The sequence below is a fragment of the Kitasatospora phosalacinea genome (assembly GCF_000716545.1).
Lineage (GTDB): Bacteria > Actinomycetota > Actinomycetes > Streptomycetales > Streptomycetaceae > Kitasatospora > Kitasatospora phosalacinea.
Genome location: NZ_JNWZ01000043.1, coordinates 17005 through 36830 on the forward strand (window position 1 = coordinate 17005; position 19826 = coordinate 36830).

Annotated in this window: 14 protein-coding genes; 3 read left to right on the forward strand and 11 right to left on the reverse strand. The window is 76.0% G+C overall.

Annotated features, from left to right (window positions below):
* Window positions 1-110 precede the first annotated feature (110 nt).
* The gene (locus OO48_RS21450; protein WP_033218742.1) at window positions 111-1355 is read right to left on the reverse strand and encodes a cytochrome P450 family protein; all 1245 of its coding nucleotides are present in this window, start codon (window positions 1353-1355) and stop codon (window positions 111-113) included.
* A 155-nt stretch (window positions 1356-1510) separates the two neighbouring features.
* On the opposite strand from OO48_RS21450, the gene OO48_RS21455 reads away from it, so the two are divergent.
* Window positions 1511-1930, forward strand: coding sequence for an SDR family NAD(P)-dependent oxidoreductase (locus tag OO48_RS21455; RefSeq protein WP_081952278.1), 420 nt, complete (start codon window positions 1511-1513; stop codon window positions 1928-1930).
* Window positions 1931-1940: 10 nt separating this feature from the next.
* Here OO48_RS21455 and OO48_RS21460 read toward each other — a convergent pair whose 3' ends face one another.
* From OO48_RS21460 to OO48_RS21485, 6 genes are all read right to left on the reverse strand, one after another.
* Window positions 1941-2936 carry a nucleoside triphosphate pyrophosphohydrolase gene (locus OO48_RS21460; protein WP_033218744.1) on the reverse strand — a complete coding sequence of 332 codons (996 nt, stop codon included), beginning with the start codon at window positions 2934-2936 and terminating at the stop codon, window positions 1941-1943.
* 44 nt (window positions 2937-2980) lie between these two features.
* On the reverse strand, window positions 2981-3355 hold the full coding sequence (locus OO48_RS21465) for an LPXTG cell wall anchor domain-containing protein (protein WP_033218745.1): 375 nt from the start codon (window positions 3353-3355) through the stop codon (window positions 2981-2983).
* A gap of 134 nt (window positions 3356-3489) precedes the next feature.
* Window positions 3490-4110, reverse strand: a complete 621-nt coding sequence (locus OO48_RS21470) for a SurA N-terminal domain-containing protein (protein WP_051732416.1) — start codon at window positions 4108-4110, stop codon at window positions 3490-3492.
* Between the two features lie 133 nt (window positions 4111-4243).
* Window positions 4244-5821, reverse strand: a complete 1578-nt coding sequence (locus OO48_RS21475; RefSeq protein WP_033218747.1) for a serine/threonine-protein kinase — start codon at window positions 5819-5821, stop codon at window positions 4244-4246.
* The gene (locus OO48_RS21480; protein WP_033218748.1) at window positions 5818-6387 is read right to left on the reverse strand and encodes a hypothetical protein; all 570 of its coding nucleotides are present in this window, start codon (window positions 6385-6387) and stop codon (window positions 5818-5820) included. Before OO48_RS21480 ends, OO48_RS21475 begins: the two co-directional genes overlap by 4 nt.
* Before the next feature lie 101 nt (window positions 6388-6488).
* Window positions 6489-8567, reverse strand: coding sequence for an N-6 DNA methylase (locus tag OO48_RS21485; RefSeq protein WP_033218750.1), 2079 nt, complete (start codon window positions 8565-8567; stop codon window positions 6489-6491).
* Window positions 8568-8750: 183 nt separating this feature from the next.
* On the opposite strand from OO48_RS21485, the gene OO48_RS21490 reads away from it, so the two are divergent.
* Complete coding sequence (locus OO48_RS21490) at window positions 8751-9365, forward strand: DUF4352 domain-containing protein (RefSeq protein WP_033218755.1); 615 nt, start codon at window positions 8751-8753, stop codon at window positions 9363-9365.
* Between the two features lie 156 nt (window positions 9366-9521).
* On the opposite strand, the gene mfd is transcribed toward OO48_RS21490, so the two are convergent.
* Window positions 9522-13127, reverse strand: coding sequence for a transcription-repair coupling factor (gene mfd / locus OO48_RS21495; RefSeq protein WP_033218757.1), 3606 nt, complete (start codon window positions 13125-13127; stop codon window positions 9522-9524).
* A gap of 585 nt (window positions 13128-13712) precedes the next feature.
* Between mfd and OO48_RS21500 the strand changes: the two genes are divergently transcribed.
* A complete protein-coding gene (locus OO48_RS21500) occupies window positions 13713-15020 on the forward strand; it encodes a nucleotide sugar dehydrogenase (protein WP_033218759.1) in 1308 nt (435 codons plus the stop codon).
* 28 nt (window positions 15021-15048) lie between these two features.
* On the opposite strand, the gene OO48_RS21505 is transcribed toward OO48_RS21500, so the two are convergent.
* The 3 genes from OO48_RS21505 to OO48_RS21515 all read right to left on the reverse strand — a co-directional run bounded on the left by OO48_RS21505 (window position 15049) and on the right by OO48_RS21515 (window position 19782).
* Window positions 15049-16290, reverse strand: coding sequence for a hypothetical protein (locus OO48_RS21505; protein WP_033218760.1), 1242 nt, complete (start codon window positions 16288-16290; stop codon window positions 15049-15051).
* 164 nt (window positions 16291-16454) lie between these two features.
* On the reverse strand, window positions 16455-18767 hold the full coding sequence (locus OO48_RS21510; protein WP_245194740.1) for an SUKH-4 family immunity protein: 2313 nt from the start codon (window positions 18765-18767) through the stop codon (window positions 16455-16457).
* Window positions 18768-18780: 13 nt separating this feature from the next.
* The gene (locus OO48_RS21515; protein ID WP_033218761.1) at window positions 18781-19782 is read right to left on the reverse strand and encodes an SMI1/KNR4 family protein; all 1002 of its coding nucleotides are present in this window, start codon (window positions 19780-19782) and stop codon (window positions 18781-18783) included.
* Window positions 19783-19826 lie beyond the last annotated feature (44 nt).

A 19826-nucleotide genomic window follows, 5' to 3' on the forward strand; every position in this document is an offset into this window, starting at 1 on the left:
GAACGATCCAGGTATGTCCGGATTCGTCCCGAGCGGGAGTGCGAAACGCGCCCCCGCCCCGGCGCGTCGTCGGCCCAGTCCGGCGGCGTGTCGCGGGTGCCGAAACGGCGTCAGCGGGGCGTGAAGGAGACCGGGAGGTCGCGCAGACCGCGCATGATCAGCCCGCCCCGCCAGCGCAGCGCCTCCGGATCGGCCGCCAGCCGGACGTCCGGAAGCCTGGTCAGTAGGCTGCCGATCGCACGTTGCCCCTCAAGCCGGGCCAGCGGGGCGCCGATGCAGTAGTGGATGCCGTGACCGAAACCCAGGTGCGGGTTGTCCGAGCGGGCCAGGTCGAGGGTGTTCTCGGCGGAGAACCGGGCCGGGTCGCGGTCCGCCGCGGCCAGCACCACCAGCACCGGGTCGCCGACCGGGACGTCCACCCCGCCGATGGCCAGCGGCGCGGTGGCGAACCGCCAGGTCGCCAGCTCCACCGGGCCGTCGTAGCGCAGCAGTTCCTCGACGCCGGTCTCCAGCAGGGCGGACTCGCCGCGCCCCAGCGACTCCTGGAGCAGCGCGCGCTGGTCCGGGTTGCGCAGCAGCGCGTACATGCCGTTGCCGATGAGGTTGATGGTGGTCTCGAAGCCGGCGAAGAGCAGGATGAAGGCCATCGCCGCGGCCTCCTTCTCGCTCAGGTGCTCGCCGTGGTCGCTGGCCCGGATCAGGCCGGAGATCAGGTCGTCGCCGAGGTCGGCCCGCTTGCGGTGGATCAGGTCGGCCAGGTAGCCGCGGATCTGCTTGACCGCGCGGCCGACCCCTCCCCTCTTGCCTCCCGTGTGCCGGATCATCATGCCCGCCCAGTCGCGCAGGTCGTCCTGGTCCTCGGCGGGGACGCCGAGCAGGTCGCAGATCGCGTAGATGGGGAGCGGGAAGGCGAACTCGTGGATCAGGTCGGCCTCGCCGCGGCCGGCGAAGGAGTCGATCAGCCGGTCGGTGATCTCCCGCACCCGCGGTTCGAACTCGGCCACCCGGCGCGGGGTGAACGCCTTGGAGACCAGCCGGCGCAGCCGGGTGTGGTCGGGCGGGTCGATGTTCAGCAGGTGGGTCATCAGGTCGGCCTGCCGCTCGCCGGGGATGCCGACCCGCCCGCTGCGGTGGGCCTGTTCGCTGTGGTGCGCCGGGTTCTTGGACAGCCGGGCGTCCGCCAGCGCCTGCCGCGCGTCCGCGTAGCGGGTGACCAGCCAGGCGTCGACCCCGCTCGGCAGGGTGGTGCGGTGCACCGGCGCGTGCTCCCGCAGCCAGGCGTACGCCGGGTAGGGGTCGGCTGCGAACTCCCAGGTGAAGAGTTGCGGTTGGGCGGCGCGGGGCTGGTCTGGCATGTCTTGACCGTATCCGGAACCGCCGTCGCGTGAGTCTGGTCACCTGGTGGGTAATCCCTGTTGCGGAGCGTCGGGGCGAGCCTACGATCCTCCGATAACCACAGTGGGCGGCGTGCGGGCCGGCCACGGGTTGCGCTCTGAAAGGGGAGCAGGCCATGCGAGTAGCCGGTGCAGTGGTGGTCATCGCGGTGCTCGACGGGGGTTCGGGGGCCGACCTGGCCCGCCGGTTCTCCGCCGCCGGCGCCGCCGGCCTGCTCATCGCCGACCTGCGCCCCGGCATCGCCGAGGACCTGGCCGCCGAACTCGACCGCCCCGGCTGCCCGGTGGTCGGCGTCTGCGGCGACATCCACCACCCGGCGGACATCGCCGCGCTGGTCGACACCGCCGTCAAGCACCTCGGCCCGATCGACCTGTTCGCGGTGGCCGGCCCGGACGGCGAGCGGATCGTCCAGCTCGCCGAACTGCCCGGCCACCTGAACCCGCTCGCCGAGGTGCTCGCCCTGGTCGGCGAGGCCATCGGCGAGGTCGTCCCGGCCCAGCGCCGCCCGGTCGCGGACGTCCCGCTGGCGGGCTAGGACCGGCCCCCTACTCCTCCGGCAGGCCCTCCGCCGCCCGGACCGCCGCCCGGTAGCGGCGGGCCGCCGCGCGCAGGGCCGCGTCCACGTCCACGCCCCGGTCGTGCGCCCGCTGGGCGACCGCCAGCAGCAGCTCCCCCGCGGAGCGGGCGGTCAGCTCGGCGGGCAGCTCGTACGGCGCGTCCGGCACGCCGGTGAAGTGGGCCCGGCGCACCCGGGAGACCAGTTTGGCCGCGTACGCCAGCGCGGGCAGGCCGGAGGGCACGCCGTCCAGCACCGATTCGCGCTGCTTCTCCGCCGCCTTCAGCTGCTCCCAGTTGGCCTCGGTCTCGGCGGAGCCGGACACGCTCACGTCGCCGAACACGTGCGGGTGGCGGTACATCAGCTTCTCGACGATGTCGCCCGCGACGTCGTCGATCGAGAACGGGTCGCCGGCGTCCTCCTCGGCGATCCGCGAGTGGAAGAACACCTGCAGCAGCACGTCGCCGAGCTCCTCGCGCAGGGTCTCCCGGTCGCCCTCCTCGATCGCCTCGACCAGCTCGAACGCCTCCTCCACCAGGTACTTCACCAGGCTCTCGTGGGTCTGCTCGGCGTCCCACGGGCAGCCGCCGGGCGAACGCAGCCGGTCCATCACCGAGACCAGGTCGAGCAGCCGGGCACCCGGCAGGTCGTAGGAGCCGGGCAGCACCTCGATCTCCGGGTGCTCGCCGGCCTCCTCCACCGCGATCCGCGCCAGCGCGTCGGTCAGCCCCGGGTCGCCGTCCGGGCTCTCCAGCCAGAGCGCCGGAGCCTCGGCCAGCAACCGACGGGCCAGCGCGGGGGCCGACGGCCGCTCGACCACCTCCGGCTCGACGCCCGCCGCCCGCAGGGCGGCCAGCTGCGGGTGGTCCGCGACACCGGCCAGCACCTTGGGCGCGGACCGGAGCGCCTCCCAGGCCGGCCAGGTGAGCAGGCCGGGGGCGACGCGGTGGGTGGTGGTCAGCAGGATCAGCTTCGGGGTCTCCACGGGATCCGAACCTACCGTGCGGCGCCCGCGGACCGCGGGCGCGGTCAGTGGCGGCGGCGGGCCCTGGCCGCCAGGGCCATCAGGCCGGCCAGCACGCAGCCGAGGGCGGCCAGGCCGATCAGCGGGAGGGCCCCGGCGCTCCCGGTGTCGGGGAGGCGGCCGCCCTCGCCGGGGCCGGGCGCCGACCGCGGGGCGTCGCCGGTGGACGGCCCGGGGCCGGGGGCCCCGGCAGCCAGGGAACGGGCGACGAGGTCACCGGGTCGGGCCGGGCCCGGCCCGGTCGGCCGCTGGGCGCCCGCCCCGGGCGGGGTGGCGGACACCGCGGGGGCCGCGGCGAGCGGGACGAGCAGTCCGGCGGTGAGCAGCGCCGCGCACAGGGCGCGCGGCGTCCTCGACAGGGGCGGACGGCGCTGGACCACGGGCGACCTCGCAACCGGTGCGCGAACTGGGCTGGGAGGCCCAGCCTCACCGGCCCGCCCGGGATCGCCCCGCGGACACGGCGGGGTGCGGGGGTCGCTCACCCGTCCGGCCGAGGAGCGCCCCGGCCGTTCGCCTACAGGGTCTGGACGTTCGCCGGCAGCCAGTTCTCGGTGCTGCCGGTGAGGCCGATCCGGGCGGTGTCCCAGCTGCCGTAGCGCGGGTTGACCTCGATGTGCAGGGCGGTGCCCGCGTCGACCAGGGCCTTGCGGATGGCGGCGTCGCCGGCGGCGCTGTTCGGGTCCTGGCCGCCGGCCAGCTTCACCAGGCCGATCTGCTGGCGGTAGAAGGAGTCGACGTCGCCCGCCGGGACGCCCTGCTTGGCGCGCAGCAGTTCGGCGAGCTTGGTGTCGCTGCCGACCGTGCGCACGTCCGCGGACCTGGCCTGGTCGATCTCGGACTGGCTGACGGCGAGCCGGTGGTCCGCCAGGGCGCGGGCGACGACCTTGCCGAGGATCAGGTCGGAGACGGCGTGCCGGGCCAGGCCCGGCTGTTCCTCGGCGGCGCCGGTCGGCGCGGCGCCGTTCCGGACGGCGGCGACCCGGGCCTCGACCTGGGCGATGCTGATCCGGTCGCTGCCGACCACGGCGGCCGCCCCCTGGTGGGCCGGGGCACCGCCGCAGGCGGCGAGCGCGGCGGCGGCGACCGCGGTGCCGAGTGCGGCGCGCAGTCGGCGGGCGGAGCTGGTGCGGATCACTGGGGCCTCCTGGGCGGTGGAGCGCGGTCCGGTGGTGCTCTGCGTACGTGGTTGGGACGAACATTATTGACCGCCGCCCGCGAGGGCCAGACCCCCGTCGTCCTGCGGCGCGGCGGGATCCGCCGGACGTGCCCTACGTCGCGTACGGGTTGGTGGTGGTGCGGTGGCGGCCGAGCCGTTCGAGGTGGGAACGCAGCCGGCGGACGTCGGGGTGGTGCGGGCCGTGGCGGCGCTCGGTCTCCAGGAGGAGTTCGAGCAGGCCGTGCCAGCCGGCCTCGGGGTGGCCGGTGGCGGCGAGCAGCAGGCCGGTGCGTTCGCGGACCTCGACGGCGTGCGGGGAGTCGGGCGGGAGGGCGGCCAGGACGGCGCGGTACTCGGCGAGGGCCTCGGCGGCCAGGCCGAGGTGGTCCAGGCAGCGGGCGGCGTGCCGGCGGTGGTCGAGCGCGGCGGGGTCGTGGGGTGCGGCGCCGGCGGCGAGCCGGCGCAGTTCGGGCAGCGCCTCGGACCAGCGCTGTTCGGCGAGCAGGGTGCGGGCCCGGATCGCGCGGACGGTGCGCACCAGCGGCGCGTCCTCGCCCTGTTCGGCGGCGGCCCGGGGCAGCAGGCGGGCGGACAGGTCGAGCACCTCGGTGTGGCGTCCGGATTCGACCAGGTCGGAGAGCCGGGCGCAGGCCGCGCCGAGCGTCTCGGTACCGGGCGGTGCGGCGAGCGGGGCCGGGACGGGCGGCGGGGCGGGCTGCGGCGGCGCGGCGGGCGGGGCCGGGAACGCGCCGGGGACGGGGGCGGGCTGCGGGTGGTGGGGGTAGCGGTAGGGGTCGCCGGGGTCGGGGACGGCGGGCAGCCGGGTGCGGACCCGGCCGGTGGGGGCGGGCAGCATCGGCAGCAGGACGGCGTGCACCTCGGCGGCGTCGGCGGGCCGCTCCTCGGGGCGCTTGGCGAGCAGCCGCAGGACGAGCGCCTCCAGCGCGGCGGGCACCTCGGCGCGCAGCCGGCGCAGCGGGACGGGCGGGTCGTCGACCTGGCGGCGCAGCACGGCGAGCGCGGTGGGGGCGGGGAAGGGCGGTTCGCCGGCGAGCATCTCGTGCAGCATGCAGCCGAGCGCGTACAGGTCGCTGCGGCGGTCGGCCTGGGCGGCCATGGCCTGTTCGGGGGCCATGTAGGCGGGGCTTCCGATCGGGCTGCCGGTGAGGGTCAGCCGGGTGGCGCCGGGGTCGAGGGCGGTGGCGATGCCGAGGTCGAGCAGGATCGCCCGGCCGTCGGGGCGGATCATCACGTTGCTCGGTTTGAGGTCGCGGTGGACCACCTGGGCGCCGTGCACGGCGGCCAGCGCGGCGCACAGCTGTCCGGCGACGGCGGCGGCCTGGCCGACGGGCAGCGGGCCCTCCTCGGCGACCAGGTCGGCCAGGCTGAGGCCGGGGACGCGCTGCATCACCAGGTACAGCTCCTCGCCGTCGGTGCCCGCGTCGTAGACGGTGACCAGCCCGGGGTGGTCGAGTGCGGCGCCGATCCGGCACTCGCGCAGGAAGCGGCGGCGCAGCAGGTCGGCCTGGCTGTCGCCGCGCCCGGCCGGGCGGGGCAGCGCGTCGGTGCGCAGCAGTTTCACCGCGACCCGGCGTTCCAGCCGCTGGTCGTGGGCGGCCCAGACCTGGCCCATCCCGCCGTGCCCGATCTTCTCGTCGAGCAGGTAGCGCTCGCCGACGACCCTGGTCACGGCTGCCCGTCCCCGGCCTGCCGGCGCAGCAGTTCGCCGAGTTCGCGCAGTTCGGCGACCCCGGTCGGGACGGCGGGCGCCGCGGGCACGGTGGGCCCGGCCGGGGCGGCGGGCGGGTAGGGCTGCGCGGGCGGGTAGGAGCCGACGGGGTGGGCGGGCTGCGGGTAGGCGGCCTGCGGATGGACGGGTTGCGGGTAGGCGGCCTGCGGGTGGGCGGCCTGCGGGTAGGCGTACGGGTACGGGTAGGGGGCCGGCGCGGTGGCGGGCCACTGCTCGCGCCGGTTCATCAGCAGGAAGTGCACGGGGGCGGCGAGGAAGAGCGGCAGCAGGAGCAGCCCGCCGGTCAGGTTGTCGATCGGCTCGTCCTTCGGGGTCAGCCCGATCGAGACGAACAGCGCGACCTGCATCAGGCCGAACACCGCCGCGCCGATCTTGTCGGCCCGGCGCCGCCGGTCGAGGGCCAGCACCATCGACGGCACCGTGCCGAGCAGTCCGAGGGTCAGCACCGGTATCAGGGCGAGCAGCGCCGTCAGCCCTTTCCGGTACGGGACGGCGCGGGCGGGCATGGTGGCTCCTCGGCGGCGGCGGGACGTGCTGCGCACACGGTACCGGCCCGGGCGGACCCGCCGGGAGGCCGTTGCCGAGCCGTTGCCGGGCCGACGCGCCGTCAGGCCGGTTCGGTGGCCCCGGCGGCGAGGGTGTCGGTGAGCGCCCTGGTCAGGGTGCGGGCCTCGGCGGCGGCGGCGGCGAGGGCGCTCTCGTAGGCGGCGATCCGGCGGAACGCGGCGCCGAGGCGGCGCTGCCGTTCGACCGGGACGCGCGGCAGTTCGACCCGGCGGATGTCCAGCCGGGTGGTGGTGGACGCGTAGCTGCTGGCCCGCCGGCCGGCGCCGGTGGCGCGCAGCTGGCCGGCCAGGAAGTCGGGGTCGAGCAGGTCGGGGTCGGGCCGCAGCAGGTGCAGCCGGGGGCCGAGGGCGGCTCCGGCGTAGGGGCTGCCGGGGTGCACGGCCCGGGCGCCCTCGTCGCCCAGGGCCGGGACCAGCACGTCGCCGTGTCGGACGGTCAGGGTGTCCTCGGCGTCGGTGGCGGCGCTCGGCGGGGCGGCGGCCTGCAGGTCCTGGTCGGTGAGCAGCGGGGTGCGGCCGCCGGGCCGGGCGGGGGCGCCCTGGCCGGAGGAGTGCACCTCCAGGGCTCCGGCGCGGGCGAGTTCGCCGATGCTGACCTGCGGCGGTGCGGGGGTGGCGGCGGCGGTGACGGCCGGCAGCGCGGTGTCCAGGTCGGCGAGCCGGGCGAGTTCGGCGGTGAGCCGTTCGCGGAGTCCGGCGAGCAGGTCGGGGGCGGCCTCGGCGGGGGCGGCGGGCAGGTGGCGGGCGGGGGTGAGGTCGGTCTCGTCGTCCAGCAGGTCGATCGCGGGGACGGCCCGGGAGCGGCCGGGGCGGTCGGCGGGCAGCGGGGCGCCGGTGCGGGCGGCGGTGTCGAACTCCCGCCAGGCGGCCAGCACGGCGTCGGCCGGCGAGGTCCGGCCGGTGCCGCCGTCGGCGGCGGCGTCCAGCAGCAGGACGTGCCGGAACTCGTCGCCGGGCCGCGGTCCGCGCAGCACCCACAGGTGCAGCGGCACCCCGTACGGCGGGGCGGTCCCGGCGGGCAGCGCGGCCACGGCGCGCAGGGCGCCGGTGCGGACGAGTTCGGCGCGGACCCGGCGGCCGGCCCGGCGGGAGGCCACGGTGGGCGGGAGCAGCAGGACGGCGGTGCCGCCGGGGCGGGTGTGCGCCAGGCAGTGCAGCACCCAGGCGAGTTCGGACTCGCCGCGCGGCGGGACGAGCCGGCCGGGCCAGCGCGAGTCGTACTGGAGCTGGTCGTGGCCCCAGTCGCGTTCGTTGTAGGGCGGGCGGCAGACCACCGCGTCGGCGGTGCGGCCGGGGAAGGCGTCGGCGCGCAGCGCGTCGCCGGCGCGGACGTCCAGCGGGAGCGGGCCGGGCGCGTCGGCGGGGGCGGCCAGGGCGAGGCGGAGCAGGGCGACGCCGGCCAGCGCGGGGTCGCCCTCCTGGCCGAGGCGTTCGGTGCCGGGGGCGGCCAGCAGGGTGCCGCCGGTGCCGCAGGCCGGGTCGAGCAGCGTGCGACCGGCGGGCTCCGGGTCGTCGGGCAGGGCGAGTGCGGCGAGCAGGGCGGCGGTGTCGGCCGGGAGGGGCGGCTGGAGCCGGGGGTTGGCCTCGGCGTACCGGGCGAGCAGTTGCCCGTACGCGGCGTCGGGGGCGGTGTCGGCGGCGAGGCGGGCCAGCAGGCGGGCCAGGTCGAGGTGGGTGGCTCCGGCGATCAGCGGCAGGTCGAGGGCGGCGGGGGCGTCCGGGCCGAGGGTGGCGGCGGCGGTGCGGCGCAGCGCCTTGGGGAGGGCGGTGGCGAGCCGGGTGTCGGGCTGCCGGTCGAGGTCGGCGCGGGCGGCCGGGTCGCGGTGCAGCAGCAGGAGGACGGCGCCGGCCGTGACCAGCGGGGCGGCGGCCGGCCCGGCGGGGTCGCGGAGGGTCTCCAGTTGCCGCCAGACCCGTTCCAGCAGCGGGAGTTCGGCGAGTTTGCCCTGTTCGCGGAGCCACTGCTCGACCTGGTCGAGGCGGAAGGTGGGGCTGGTCTCGGTGCCGCCGGCGGGCTTCGGGAAGTCCGGGTGGCGACGGCGCCAGTTGGAGACCGCGGCCCGGCCGACGCCGGCCAGCCGGGCGATCTCGGCGGCCGTGACCTCGGGGCGGTCCGGCATCTGCGGTCTCCTTCGCGGCGGCGGGCGTGGCCACGCAGCATAGCAACCCCGCCCTCCTCGAACGTTCACACGTGAACGGATACGTTTCATGAATAGCAATTGACACTGTTCACAGCAGAGTGGTTCAGTAGGGCCGTCGCCGGAACCGCCGGCCACCGCAGAACCTCCCGGGGGGAACCCGCCATGTCCGTCCGCATCCGCACCCGCCGCACCGCCGCCGTCCTGCTCGGCACCGCCCTGCTCACCGCCGCCACCGCCTGCGGCCCGACCGACGGCACCGTCTCCACCGTCCCCAAGAGCAGCGCCGCCGCGCCCGCCGCGGCCGGCGGCGACGGCTCCCCGGCCGCCGCGCCGGAGTCGGGCGCCGCCAAGGCCCCGGCGGTCGCGAAGGTCGGCGACACCATCGCGCTGACCGGCCTGGAGAAGAAGGACACCGCGGACGTCACCCTGGTGAAGGTGGTGGACCCGGCGGAGAGCGCGAACGAGTACCTCCAGCCCGCCGAGGGCAAGCGCTACGTCTCGGTCCAGTTCCGGATCAAGGCGACCGGCTCCGGCGCCTACACGGACACCCCGGTCACCGGCGCCAAGCTGATCGACACCCAGGGCCAGGGCTTCACCTCCACCTTCGCGGAGACCAAGGCCGGCCCGGAGTTCCCCGGCTCGGTGAACATCGCCCCCGGGGAGAGCAGCCTCGGCTTCGTCACCTTCGAGATCCCGTCCGACGCCAAGATCGACAAGGTCCAGTACGCCCTGAACAGCGGCTTCGCCGAGCAGTCGGGCCAGTGGAAGCTGGCGTGACCGGCGCCGCCGGGCCGCGCCGCCGGGGGCGGGCGCCGGAACGCGGACGGGGGCGCCGGGGGGCGCCTGCCTGCCGCCCCTCCGGCGCCCCCGCTGACGGGTGCGCGGGCGCCCGCTCGGCGCCCTGTCGCCCGGTGTCTCCCACCGCTCGGCGTCCTACCGCTTGAGGTCCTCGAACATGGTGCTCAGGAACTCGGCGCACCAGGACAGCAGCTCCCGCCCGACCAGCGGCTTGCCGCCGATCCGGCCGCCGCTGCCCGGCCGCGGCACCAGCAGCTGCTGGGCGGCGGACTTGACCTGGGTGCGCGGGTAGAGCCGGTTCAGCCGCAGCTGCTGGGACTCCCGCAGCTCGACCGGCCCGAACCGGACGAAGTTGCCCTGCAGCGTGATGTCGCCGATGCCGCAGCGCCGGGCGAACAGCCGCAGCCCCGCCACCAGCAGCAGGTTCTCCACCGGCTCGGGCAGCTTGCCGTAGCGGTCGGTCAGCTCCTCGCGGACCTGCACGATGTCGGCTTCCGAGTTGACCGCCGCGATCGAGCGGTACGCCTGCAGCCGCAGCCGCTCCCCCGGCGCGTAGTCGTGCGGGACGTGCGCGTCCACCGGCAGCTCGATCTTCACCTCCAGCGGCTCCTCCTCCGGCTCCCCGCCGCCGTCCAGCGACTCGCGGAACTCGGCGACCGCCTCGCCGACCATCCGCATGTAGAGGTCGAAGCCGACGCCCGCGATGTGCCCGGACTGCTCGCCGCCCAGCAGGTTGCCGGCGCCGCGGATCTCCAGGTCCTTCATCGCCACGTACATGCCCGCGCCCATCTCGGTGTGCTGGGCGATGGTGGCCAGCCGCTCGTGCGCGGTCTCGGTGAGCGGCTTCTCCGGCGGGTACAGCATGTACGCGTAGCCGCGCTCGCGGCCGCGGCCGACCCGGCCGCGCAGCTGGTGCAGCTGGGAGAGGCCGAAGGTGTCGCCGCGCTCCACGATCAGGGTGTTGGCGTTGGAGATGTCGATGCCGGACTCGACGATGGTGGTGGAGACCAGGACGTCGAACTCCTTCTCCCAGAAGTCGACCACGACCTTCTCCAGCTGGGTCTCCCCCATCTGCCCGTGCGCGGTCGCCACCCGGGCCTCCGGCACCAGGTCCTTCAGCCGGGCGGCCGCCTTGTCGATCGACTCGACCCGGTTGTGGATGTAGAACACCTGGCCCTCGCGCAGGAGTTCGCGCCGGATCGCGGCGGAGATCTGCTTCTCGTCGTACGGGCCGACGAAGGTCAGCACCGGGTGCCGCTCCTCCGGCGGGGTGGTGATGGTGGACATCTCACGGATGCCGGTGACCGCCATCTCCAGGGTGCGCGGGATCGGGGTCGCGGACATGGTCAGCACGTCCACGTTGGCCCGCAGCTTCTTCAGCTGCTCCTTGTGCTCGACGCCGAAGCGCTGCTCCTCGTCGACGATCACCAGGCCCAGGTCCTTGAACCTGGTCTCCGAGGAGAACAGCCGGTGGGTGCCGATGACGACGTCCACCGAGCCGTCGAACAGGCCCTCCAGCACGGCCTTCGCCTCGGTGTCGGTCTGGAACCGGGACAGCGCCCTCACGTTGACCGGGAAGTTGGCGTACCGCTCGGCGAAGGTCGAGAAGTGCTGCTGCACCAGCAGCGTGGTCGGCACCAGCACCGCCACCTGCTTGCCGTCCTGGACGGCTTTGAAAGCCGCCCTCACGGCGATCTCGGTCTTGCCGTAGCCGACGTCGCCGCAGACCAGCCGGTCCATCGGGACGGACTTCTCCATGTCGGCCTTGACCTCGGCGATGGTGGTCAGCTGGTCGGGCGTCTCCGCGTACGGGAAGGCGTCCTCCAGCTCGCGCTGCCACGGGGTGTCCGGGCCGAAGGCGTGGCCGGGGGCGGCCATCCGGGCCGAGTACAGCTTGATCAGGTCGGCGGCGATCTCCTTGACCGCCTTCTTGGCCCGCTGCTTGGTCTTCGCCCAGTCCGCGCCGCCCAGGCGGTGCAGCGTCGGGGCCTCGCCGCCCACGTACTTGGTGACCTGGTCGAGCTGGTCGGTGGGCACGAACAGCCGGTCGCCGGGGTGGCCGCGCTTGGCGGGCGCGTACTCCAGCACCAGGTACTCGCGGGTGGCGCCCTGCACGGTGCGCTGCACCATCTCCACGTACCGGCCGACGCCGTGCTGCTCGTGCACCACGTAGTCGCCGGCCGCCAGCGCCAGCGGGTCGATCGCGTTGCGGCGGCGGGACGGCATCCGGCGCATGTCCTTGGTGGAGGACTTCTGGCCGGACAGGTCGGTCTCGGTGATGACGGTGAGCTTGAGCTCCTCGTCGACGAAGCCGTGCTCGATCGAGCCGCAGGAGACGTACACCACGTCCCGGGTCGGGGCCTCGGCGAGGTCGGCGACCAGCCGGGCCGCGATGCCCTCGTTGCCGAGCACCTCGGCCAGCCGGGACGCCGGGCCGTGGCCCTCGGTCACCATCACCACCCGCCAGTCGGCGGCCAGCCGGTCCTTGGCGTCGGCGATGGCCCGCGCGGTGTCGCCCCGGTACGCCTCGACCGCGTGCATGCCGAGGGTGAGCGTGTCCGCGTCGAACTCGAGGATGTCGCTCACACTGGAGTCGCTGGTGGCGAACGGGCTGACCGACCACCACGGCAGGCCGATCCCGGCGGCGTGCTCCCGGACGTCCGCCAGCGACCACAGCGAGGCGGCCGAGACGTCGATCGCCTCCAGGTCGATCGGGCGGTCGGCGCCCGCCGCGGCGGCCACCCAGGACGCGGCCAGGAACTCCTGGCTGGTGGCGACCAGGTCGGCGGCCCGGGTGCGGACCCGCTCCGGGTCGCACACCACGGCGATCGAACCGGTCGGCAGCACGTCGAGCAGCAGCTCCATGTCGTCCACCAGCACCGGGGCCAGCGACTCCATGCCCTCGACCGCGATGCCCTGCGCGATCTTGTCCAGGATCTCGCCCAGCTCGGGGTGGTCGGCGGCCAGCGCGGCGGCCTTGGCGCGGACCGCGTCGGTCAGCAGCAGCTCCCGGCAGGGCGGCGCCCACAGGCCGTGCTCGGCGATCTCCAGCGAGCGCTGGTCGGCGACCTTGAAGTAGCGGATCTCCTCGACGTCGTCGCCCCAGAACTCCACCCGCAGCGGGTGCTCCTCGGTCGGCGGGAAGACGTCCAGGATGCCGCCGCGCACCGCGAACTCGCCGCGCTTCTCGACCAGTTCGACCCGGGCGTAGGCCGCGGCCGCCAGCCGCCGGGCGATCTCGCCCAAGTCGTGCTGCTCGCCGCGCCGCAGCGCCACCGGCTCCAGCTCGGCCAGCCCCTTCACCTGCGGCTGCAGCACGCTGCGCACCGGCGCGACCACCACCTGCACCGGCCCGGCGGCCGGGTCGTCGGCCCTGGGGTGGACGATCCGGCGCAGCACCGCCAGCCGGCGGCCGACGGTGTCGGAACGCGGGGAGAGCCGCTCGTGCGGCAGCGTCTCCCAGGCCGGGAACTCGGCGACCGCGTCGGGGGGCAGCAGCGAGCGCAGCGACGCCGCGAGGTCCTCGGCCTCCCGGCCGGTGGCGGTCACGGCCAGCACCGGCCGGCCCCGCTCACCCGCGCGGGCGGCCAGCGAACGGGCCAGCGCCGCGATCGCGAACGGCCGGGCGGCGGGCGGGCCGACCAGGTCGAGGTGCTGCCTGTGCCCCGTGGCCGCCGCCTCGATCGCCTCGGCGAGGGCGGCGTCCCGTACGACGACATCGAGCAGTCCGGACAGGCTCATACGTCAGTTTCTCCACGACGGGGAGTGGCCCGGCGCAGGAGTCGGCCGGGCAGCGCGACAGCCCGGAACGCGGTGCGCCCCGGGGGGTGTCCAGCCTACGCCGCGCCGCCGCCGCGCACGCGGTGCGGCGCCCACAACGGCCCGCGACGGCCGACTCGGCGGACGGCCCGCCCTCCTTCTCCCCCCGTTCTCCTCCCGGTTCCCCTCCGGGGTACGGGCTCGTCCAGAGATCATGCGGCCGACACATTGCTGTCACTGTGCGTCCATGGTCACCGCGCACCATTGATGTCAGCGCAGGCCGCATCCAACCGTGGGGGATGGCTGTGGAAGCGCGGTCGCACCTCGATGGGGGTCGGGAGTGCGAAGGCCGGGCGACCCTGGGTGGGGGCGCCCGTGCCACTCACGCCGGGACTCGCGGCGTCCGCTCCCGGGCGGGCGCCGCGGCTCTCGGCGTCCTGGCGTCCGGGCCCCTCCCGCCGCTCGCGCACCACTTCGGGCGAAGCCGCCCGCACGGAGGCCGCCGCTCCGTACCCTCGTGTGAAGAAGGTGTGGGGACACCGGTCGTTTCCAGGGGGTTTCTTCGTCATGCGCGTCGTCATCGCAGGTCAGGGCTATGTCGGACTTCCGCTCGCGGTCCGCGCCGCCGAGGTGGGCCACCGGGTCGTCGGGTACGACGTGGACGAGCGCCGGATCAAGCGGCTCGCGGTCGGCGAGTCGTACGTCGAGGACATCCCCGGGGAGCGGCTGCGTCCGCTGCTCGACGCCGGGGCGTACCTGCCCTCCGCCGACCCGGCGGACGTGGCGGGGTTCGACGTCGCGGTGATCACCGTCCCGACGCCGCTGCGCGACGGCGCGCCCGACCTCTCCTACATCGAGGCGTCCGCGAGGCTGCTGGCCCGGCACCTGAAGCCCGGCGCGACGGTGGTGCTGGAGTCCACCACCTACCCGGGCACCACCGAGGAACTGCTCGCCCCGCTGCTGGAGGCCGGCTCGGGGCTGCGGGCGGGCGCCGACTTCCACCTCGGCTACAGCCCCGAGCGGATCGACCCCGGCAACCCGGTGTGGAAGCTGGAGAACACCCCGAAGGTCGTCTCCGGCACCACCCCCGAGGGCCTGGAGGCCGTCACCGGCTTCTACGGGCAGCTGGTCGAGCGGACCGTGCCGGTCTCCTCCTGCAAGGAGGCCGAGCTGACCAAGCTGCTGGAGAACACCTTCCGGCACGTCAACATCGCCCTGGTCAACGAGCTCGCGATGTTCGCCCACGACCTCGGCATCGACGTCTGGGAGGCCATCGACGCGGCCTCCACCAAGCCGTTCGGCTTCCTGCGCTTCACCCCGGGCCCCGGCGTGGGCGGGCACTGCCTGCCGATCGACCCCTCGTACCTGTCCTGGCGGGTCGAGCGCGCCCTCGGGCAGTCCTTCCGGTTCGTCGAGCTCGCCAACGACGTCAACAGCCACATGCCGGACTACGTGGTGCGCCGCCTCACCGAGGCGCTCAACCAGCGCCGCCGCAGCGTGAACGGCTCGCGGGTGCTGGTCCTGGGCCTGGCGTACAAGGCCAACACCGGGGACGCGCGGGAGACCCCGGCGGCCCGGGTCGTCGACCTGCTCACCCGCCAGGGCGCGGAGGTCCGCGCCGCGGACCCGCACGTGGTGGCCGGCGTCCACGTCGCCGAACCGCACGTGCCCGGCCAGCGCACCGCCGCCCACGAGGGCGGCCCGCTCGCCGCCGTCCACCGGGTCGAGGCCACCCCCGAGGAACTGGCCGCCGCCGACGCCGTCGTCCTGCTCGCCGACCACGACGAGTTCGACTACGAGGCCGTCACCACCCACGCCCGCTACGTCCTCGACTGCCGCCGCCGGCTGACGGGAGCGACCGTCGAGGTCCTGTAGGCGAGGGGGAGAGCGCCGCCGGGGGTTCTCAGCCCCGGCGCTGGATGCGGTTGCGGTCCGGGCGGGTGTCGTGGTCGATGCCGTCGTCGACGATGACGATCTTGGGGACGATCCGGTCCTCCACGGTGGCTTCCGGCTTGGTTTCCGGCTTGGCGTCCGGCTCCGCCCCGGGCTTCGGGAGGAGCGGTTCCTTGGCGAAGCTCGCGGGCTTGGCGGGCGGGGCCGGGGGCTGGGCGGGGGCGGCCGGGACGTAGGGCTTGCGGGGGTCGCCCTGCCCGGCCTTCGGCTTGACCGGGCCCAGGACGGTGGTGGGCTGGTCGGTGGCCGGCGGCTTGGTGAGGTCGGCCTTCTTGGCGGCGACGGCCTCGGCCGCGTCCTCCGGGTCCTCGATGGCGCCGACGGCCGCGCCGGTGAGGGAGGCGAGGGTGCCCTTGATGTGGTCGAGGTGGGTCTGGACCTTGTCGAGGCGCTTGGTGAAGTCGGCCTGCTCGCGGTCGCTGGCGGCCTTGATCCGGGCGGCCTTCTCCTTCGCGGCGGCGATCGCCGCGTCCGCCTTGGCCTGGGCCTCGGCGTCGAGGCGGCGGGCCTCGTCGAGCATCGCCTCACGGTGCTGCTCGGCCTCCTTGACCCGGGCGTCGGCCGCGGCGGTGACCTTGGCCACGGCGGCGTCGGCGGCGGCCTCGGCGGCGGCGAACTCCTCGTCGGCCTTGCGGCGGCGCTCGGCGAGGGCGCTCTCGGACTGCTCGGAGGCGTTGGCCGCGGCGACCCGGACCCGGGCAGCGTGACCGGTCGCGGCGTGGAGGAGGGCGCGGCACTCGGCGTCGGCCTCGGACCGGATCCGCTCGGCCTCGGCACGGCTGCGCTCGTCGGTGCGGCGGACGAACTGGTCGGTCTCCTCGCGGAGCTTGGCCGCGTGCTCCTTGGCGGCCCTGGCGGCGGCCTCGCCGGCCTCGTGGGCGGCGTCCCGGGCGTCCTCGGCGGCGCGCTTGGCCTTGGCGTGGATGGCGTCGGCCTCGTTGAGGGCGATGCCGAGCAGGACGGCGGCCTGGTCGCTGAGTTCGGCGAAGTCCGGGTCGGGGGCCTCCTCGGCGGTCTGCTTGATGTCGGCGAGGCGCTTCTCCATCTCGCGCAGGCCCCCGCCGAGGACGCTGAGCCGCTCCCATGCCTCGTCGCGTGCGCGGCTGAGGGCGGTGACGGCCGCGTCGACCTGGTCGGGCGCGTAGCCGCGCCGGGACGGGGTGAAGCCGTACTGGGACACGGCGTCGCTCATTTCGGCTGTTCTCCTCGTGCTCGCGGGCTGCGCGGCCCCGCCGGGTTTGCCTGGGTGCAGGTGGGGCGGACGAACCGCCCCATTGACCTATTTTGCGCAGATACGAACGCAAACCAAACAGGGGGTCGTCGCGCGGCCGGAGAAACCGGCCGCGCGACGGGGCACTACAGCAGGCCGTCCCAGAGCTGTTCGACCAGGACCGCCCACCAGCTCTCGGGGGTGTGCACGGCGGCCGGGTCGACGGCCATCAGCTGGGCCTGGAAGTCGGTGGTCCAGCGGCCGGCCTGCTCGGGGTTGAGGCCGAGCCGCAGCCGCCACATCCGGGCCAGCACCGCCAGGCAGCCGACGAACTCGGGGACGCCGGTGTTGACGAAGCGCGGCGGCTCGGCCGGGTTCTCGACGTCGACGGCGACCACCGCGGCGGTGCCGTACTGGACGCACAGCTGGCGGCCGTAGTCGTTGCCGAGGACCAGGTAGCCGCCGAAGTCCGGGCCGGGCGGCAGGCCGCGCTCGGCGGCCAGCTCGGCCAGCGTCGGGATGGGGCGGCCCTCCTGGGCCTGGGCCCAGAAGAACGGCGGGAACTCGCGCGGCAGCCCGATCCACATCAGCGTCTGGGCCACCGGCTCCGGCACGCCCTGGCGGGCCACCGCGCGCTGCTCGAACCGGAACATCGAGGGGCCGAACATGCTGCCGAACTCCGCCGCGAGCTGCTGCGGCGGCGGGGGCGGCAGCACCGGGACGGTGCCGGGCGGGGGCAGCGGCACCCGGACGGTGCGCGGGCGCGGCGGCGCGGACACCAGCTGGTGCATCTGCTCGACGTGCTCGCTGAGCACGTTCATGCCGGCCTGCCGGGCGGCGGCGTCGCGCCCGTACGGGGCGGTGTGGCTGATCCGGGCGTTCGGCCAGGACGCCCGGACCATCCGGGCGCAGTAGCCGCCGGGCAGGTCGCACAGCTCCAGGTCGGTGTGCACCTCCAGCACCTGGTCGGCGGGTACGCCGAGGCGGCGCAGCTCCTGGAACGCCTTCCACTCGGGGTGCGGGGTGCCGAGCTCGGAGGTCATCACCATGCTCAGCTCGGAACCGTCCGGGCCCCGGTAGTTGACCACGGCGGTGGTGCCGGGGCCGACCGTGGGCGGGCCGGCCGGCGGCGGCGCCACGGGCGCGGGCGCGCCGGGCGGGAAGCCGCCCGGCTGCGGGGCGCCGGGGAACGGCGGCGGCGGGGGCGCCTGGAACGGCGGCGCGCCCTGCGGGGCCGACGCGCCGGGGAGCGGACCGGGGGCGCCGGGCATCGGGAACGGCGGGGTGGCGCCCGGCGGCAGCTCGATCGCCGGGGCCAGCTGGGTGGCCTGGTAGGCGACGGCGGCGGCCTCCGGCGCGGGCGGGGCGGCGGCGGGCGGCGCGCCCTCGGCGCGCAGGCCGGCCGGGGCGGGCGGCGGCGGCACGCCGGGGCCGCCGCGGCCGCCCGGGCCCTGGGCGGGGCCGGCGTAGGAGGGCAGCAGTTCGTTCGGCGGGGGCGGCGGGGGCGCGCCCGGACCGCCGCGGCCGAGCTGGACCTGCGCCGGGCCGCCGCTGGACGGCAGCAGGTCGCTGGGCGGGGGCGGCGGGGGCGCGCCCGGGCCGCCGCGGCCGAGCTGGCCGGGAACGCCGGGGGCACCGGGAACGCCGGGCAGCGGCGCGCCGGGGCCGGGGGCGCCGGGCAGGCCCATCAGTCCGGGCGGGCCGTCGGTGGCGAGCATGGTCGCCGCGTAGTTGACCGCGGGCCCGGGAGCGGCGGGCGCACCGGGCGCGGGGTACGGCGGGGTGGCCCCGGGCGGCACGGGCGCGCCGGGCGGCGGCACGAGGCCGCCCGGGGCGAGCACCGTGGCGTCCTCGGAGCCGGGGGCGCCGACCGGCGGCGGGACGGGCAGGCCGGCGCCGGACGTGCCGGTGAAGTAGCTGGGGCCCTCGCCGCCGGGCTCCGGCGCCTGCGCGGCCTGCTGGACGGGCGGCTGCGGCCCGGGCGCGGGCGCGGGCGCGGCGGCGGGCGCGGGCGCGGCGGCGGGCGCGGGCGCGGCGGCGGGCGGCGCGGCGAGACGGTCGGCCTCGGCGGCGATCGCGGCGGCCCCGGCCTCCTGCAGCCACTGCGGGGGGCTGAGCAGGAAGGAGGTGGCCTCGACCGCCCCGCGCACCGGCTTGGCGGCGCCGGCCGGGTTGGGGGCGCTCTCGGTGCCGTACAGCTCCTCGTACTGCCGGACCACCTCGTTGACCGGCAGCGGCGGCCAGAGCGTGCTGGCGCCGCTGTCGCGGGCGATCACCAGGCGCGGCGAGGTGCCGGGGCCGCCGGTGTGCTCGCTGCCGTCGACGGCCCAGCAGACGTAGCCGAGGTCGAACTCGCGGACCTTCACCTCGCGGTGCTGCGAGCGCGGCACCCCGGCGTTGATCCAGTCCTCGGCGGTCTCCTGCGCCTGCGCGTACGTGGTCACCACGTCTCGTCCCACCCTCGTCCTTCGGTCAGTTCACCGGGACGGCGCGGGCGAACCCGCCGTCCACCATGAGTTCGGCGACGGTCTCCAGCTCCGCGGGGCTGCCCGCGAGGCGCAGCAGGAACGCGTCGAAGCTGTCGCCGCAGGGCAGCAGGAGGCGCTGCACGCGCTGCTCGACGGGCTCCTCGGAGCCGTCGTCGCGGGCGTCGTCGTAGGGCAGGAAGCCGACCGAGCCGGTGCCCTCGCCGCGGACCTTGACGGTCAGCAGGCCGCCCTGCAGGTAGGCGACGGCGAGGTGGTCCTTGGTGAGGTGGTCGCGCAGGCACTTGTTGGCGTACACCAGGTCCTGGGTGCCGTACTCCTCGCTGAGGGTGAGGAAGGGCTGGTCGACCAGCAGGCCGAGGTCGACGTCGAGGGCGACGCCGACCGGGCCGCGGCCGCCGGTGAGCTTCAGGAAGTCCCGGTAGGCGGTGGGCAGCGGGTGGCCGAGGCGCTGCTCGGCGCGCTGGACGAGGTCCTCGGTGACGGCGAGCGGGTCGCCGCCGTCCTTGGCCAGCGCGAAGTGCGCGGGGCGGCGGTCCTGGAGCGGGCGGGTGCCGCGGCGGGTGTGGTCGGCGGTGGAGCGGGCCAGGCCGCCGTGGTGCCGCAGCAGCGCCTTGACCTCGACCGGGACGAGTTCCATCCGGCGCCAGCCCGCGGGGGCGCCGCCCACCGCGTGGTGCCAGGTCCAGCCGGGCGGGGTGGCGACGGCGGTCTCCAGGTCGGCCCAGAGCTCGTGGCCCCCGGTGTACAGCGCGGCGTTGGCCGAGACGTAGTCGGTCAGGCGCAGTTCGTCGACGCCGAAGCCCTCCGGCGGGTCGGCGACCTCGGCGGCGGCGGCCGCGTACGGCGCGAAGTCGGGGTAGCCGTTCTCGTCGACGCGCACGCCCTGGGGGTGCCGCTGGGCCCGGACCGGGTCCGGGAACTGCACCACCTGGCCCGCGTACGCCGCGTTGGGCGCGGCGGCGGTGCCGGGCCGACCTGTCGTCATCTGTGGTCCCCCACTGGCAGAAGCCGATTTCCTCGGGGACCAGC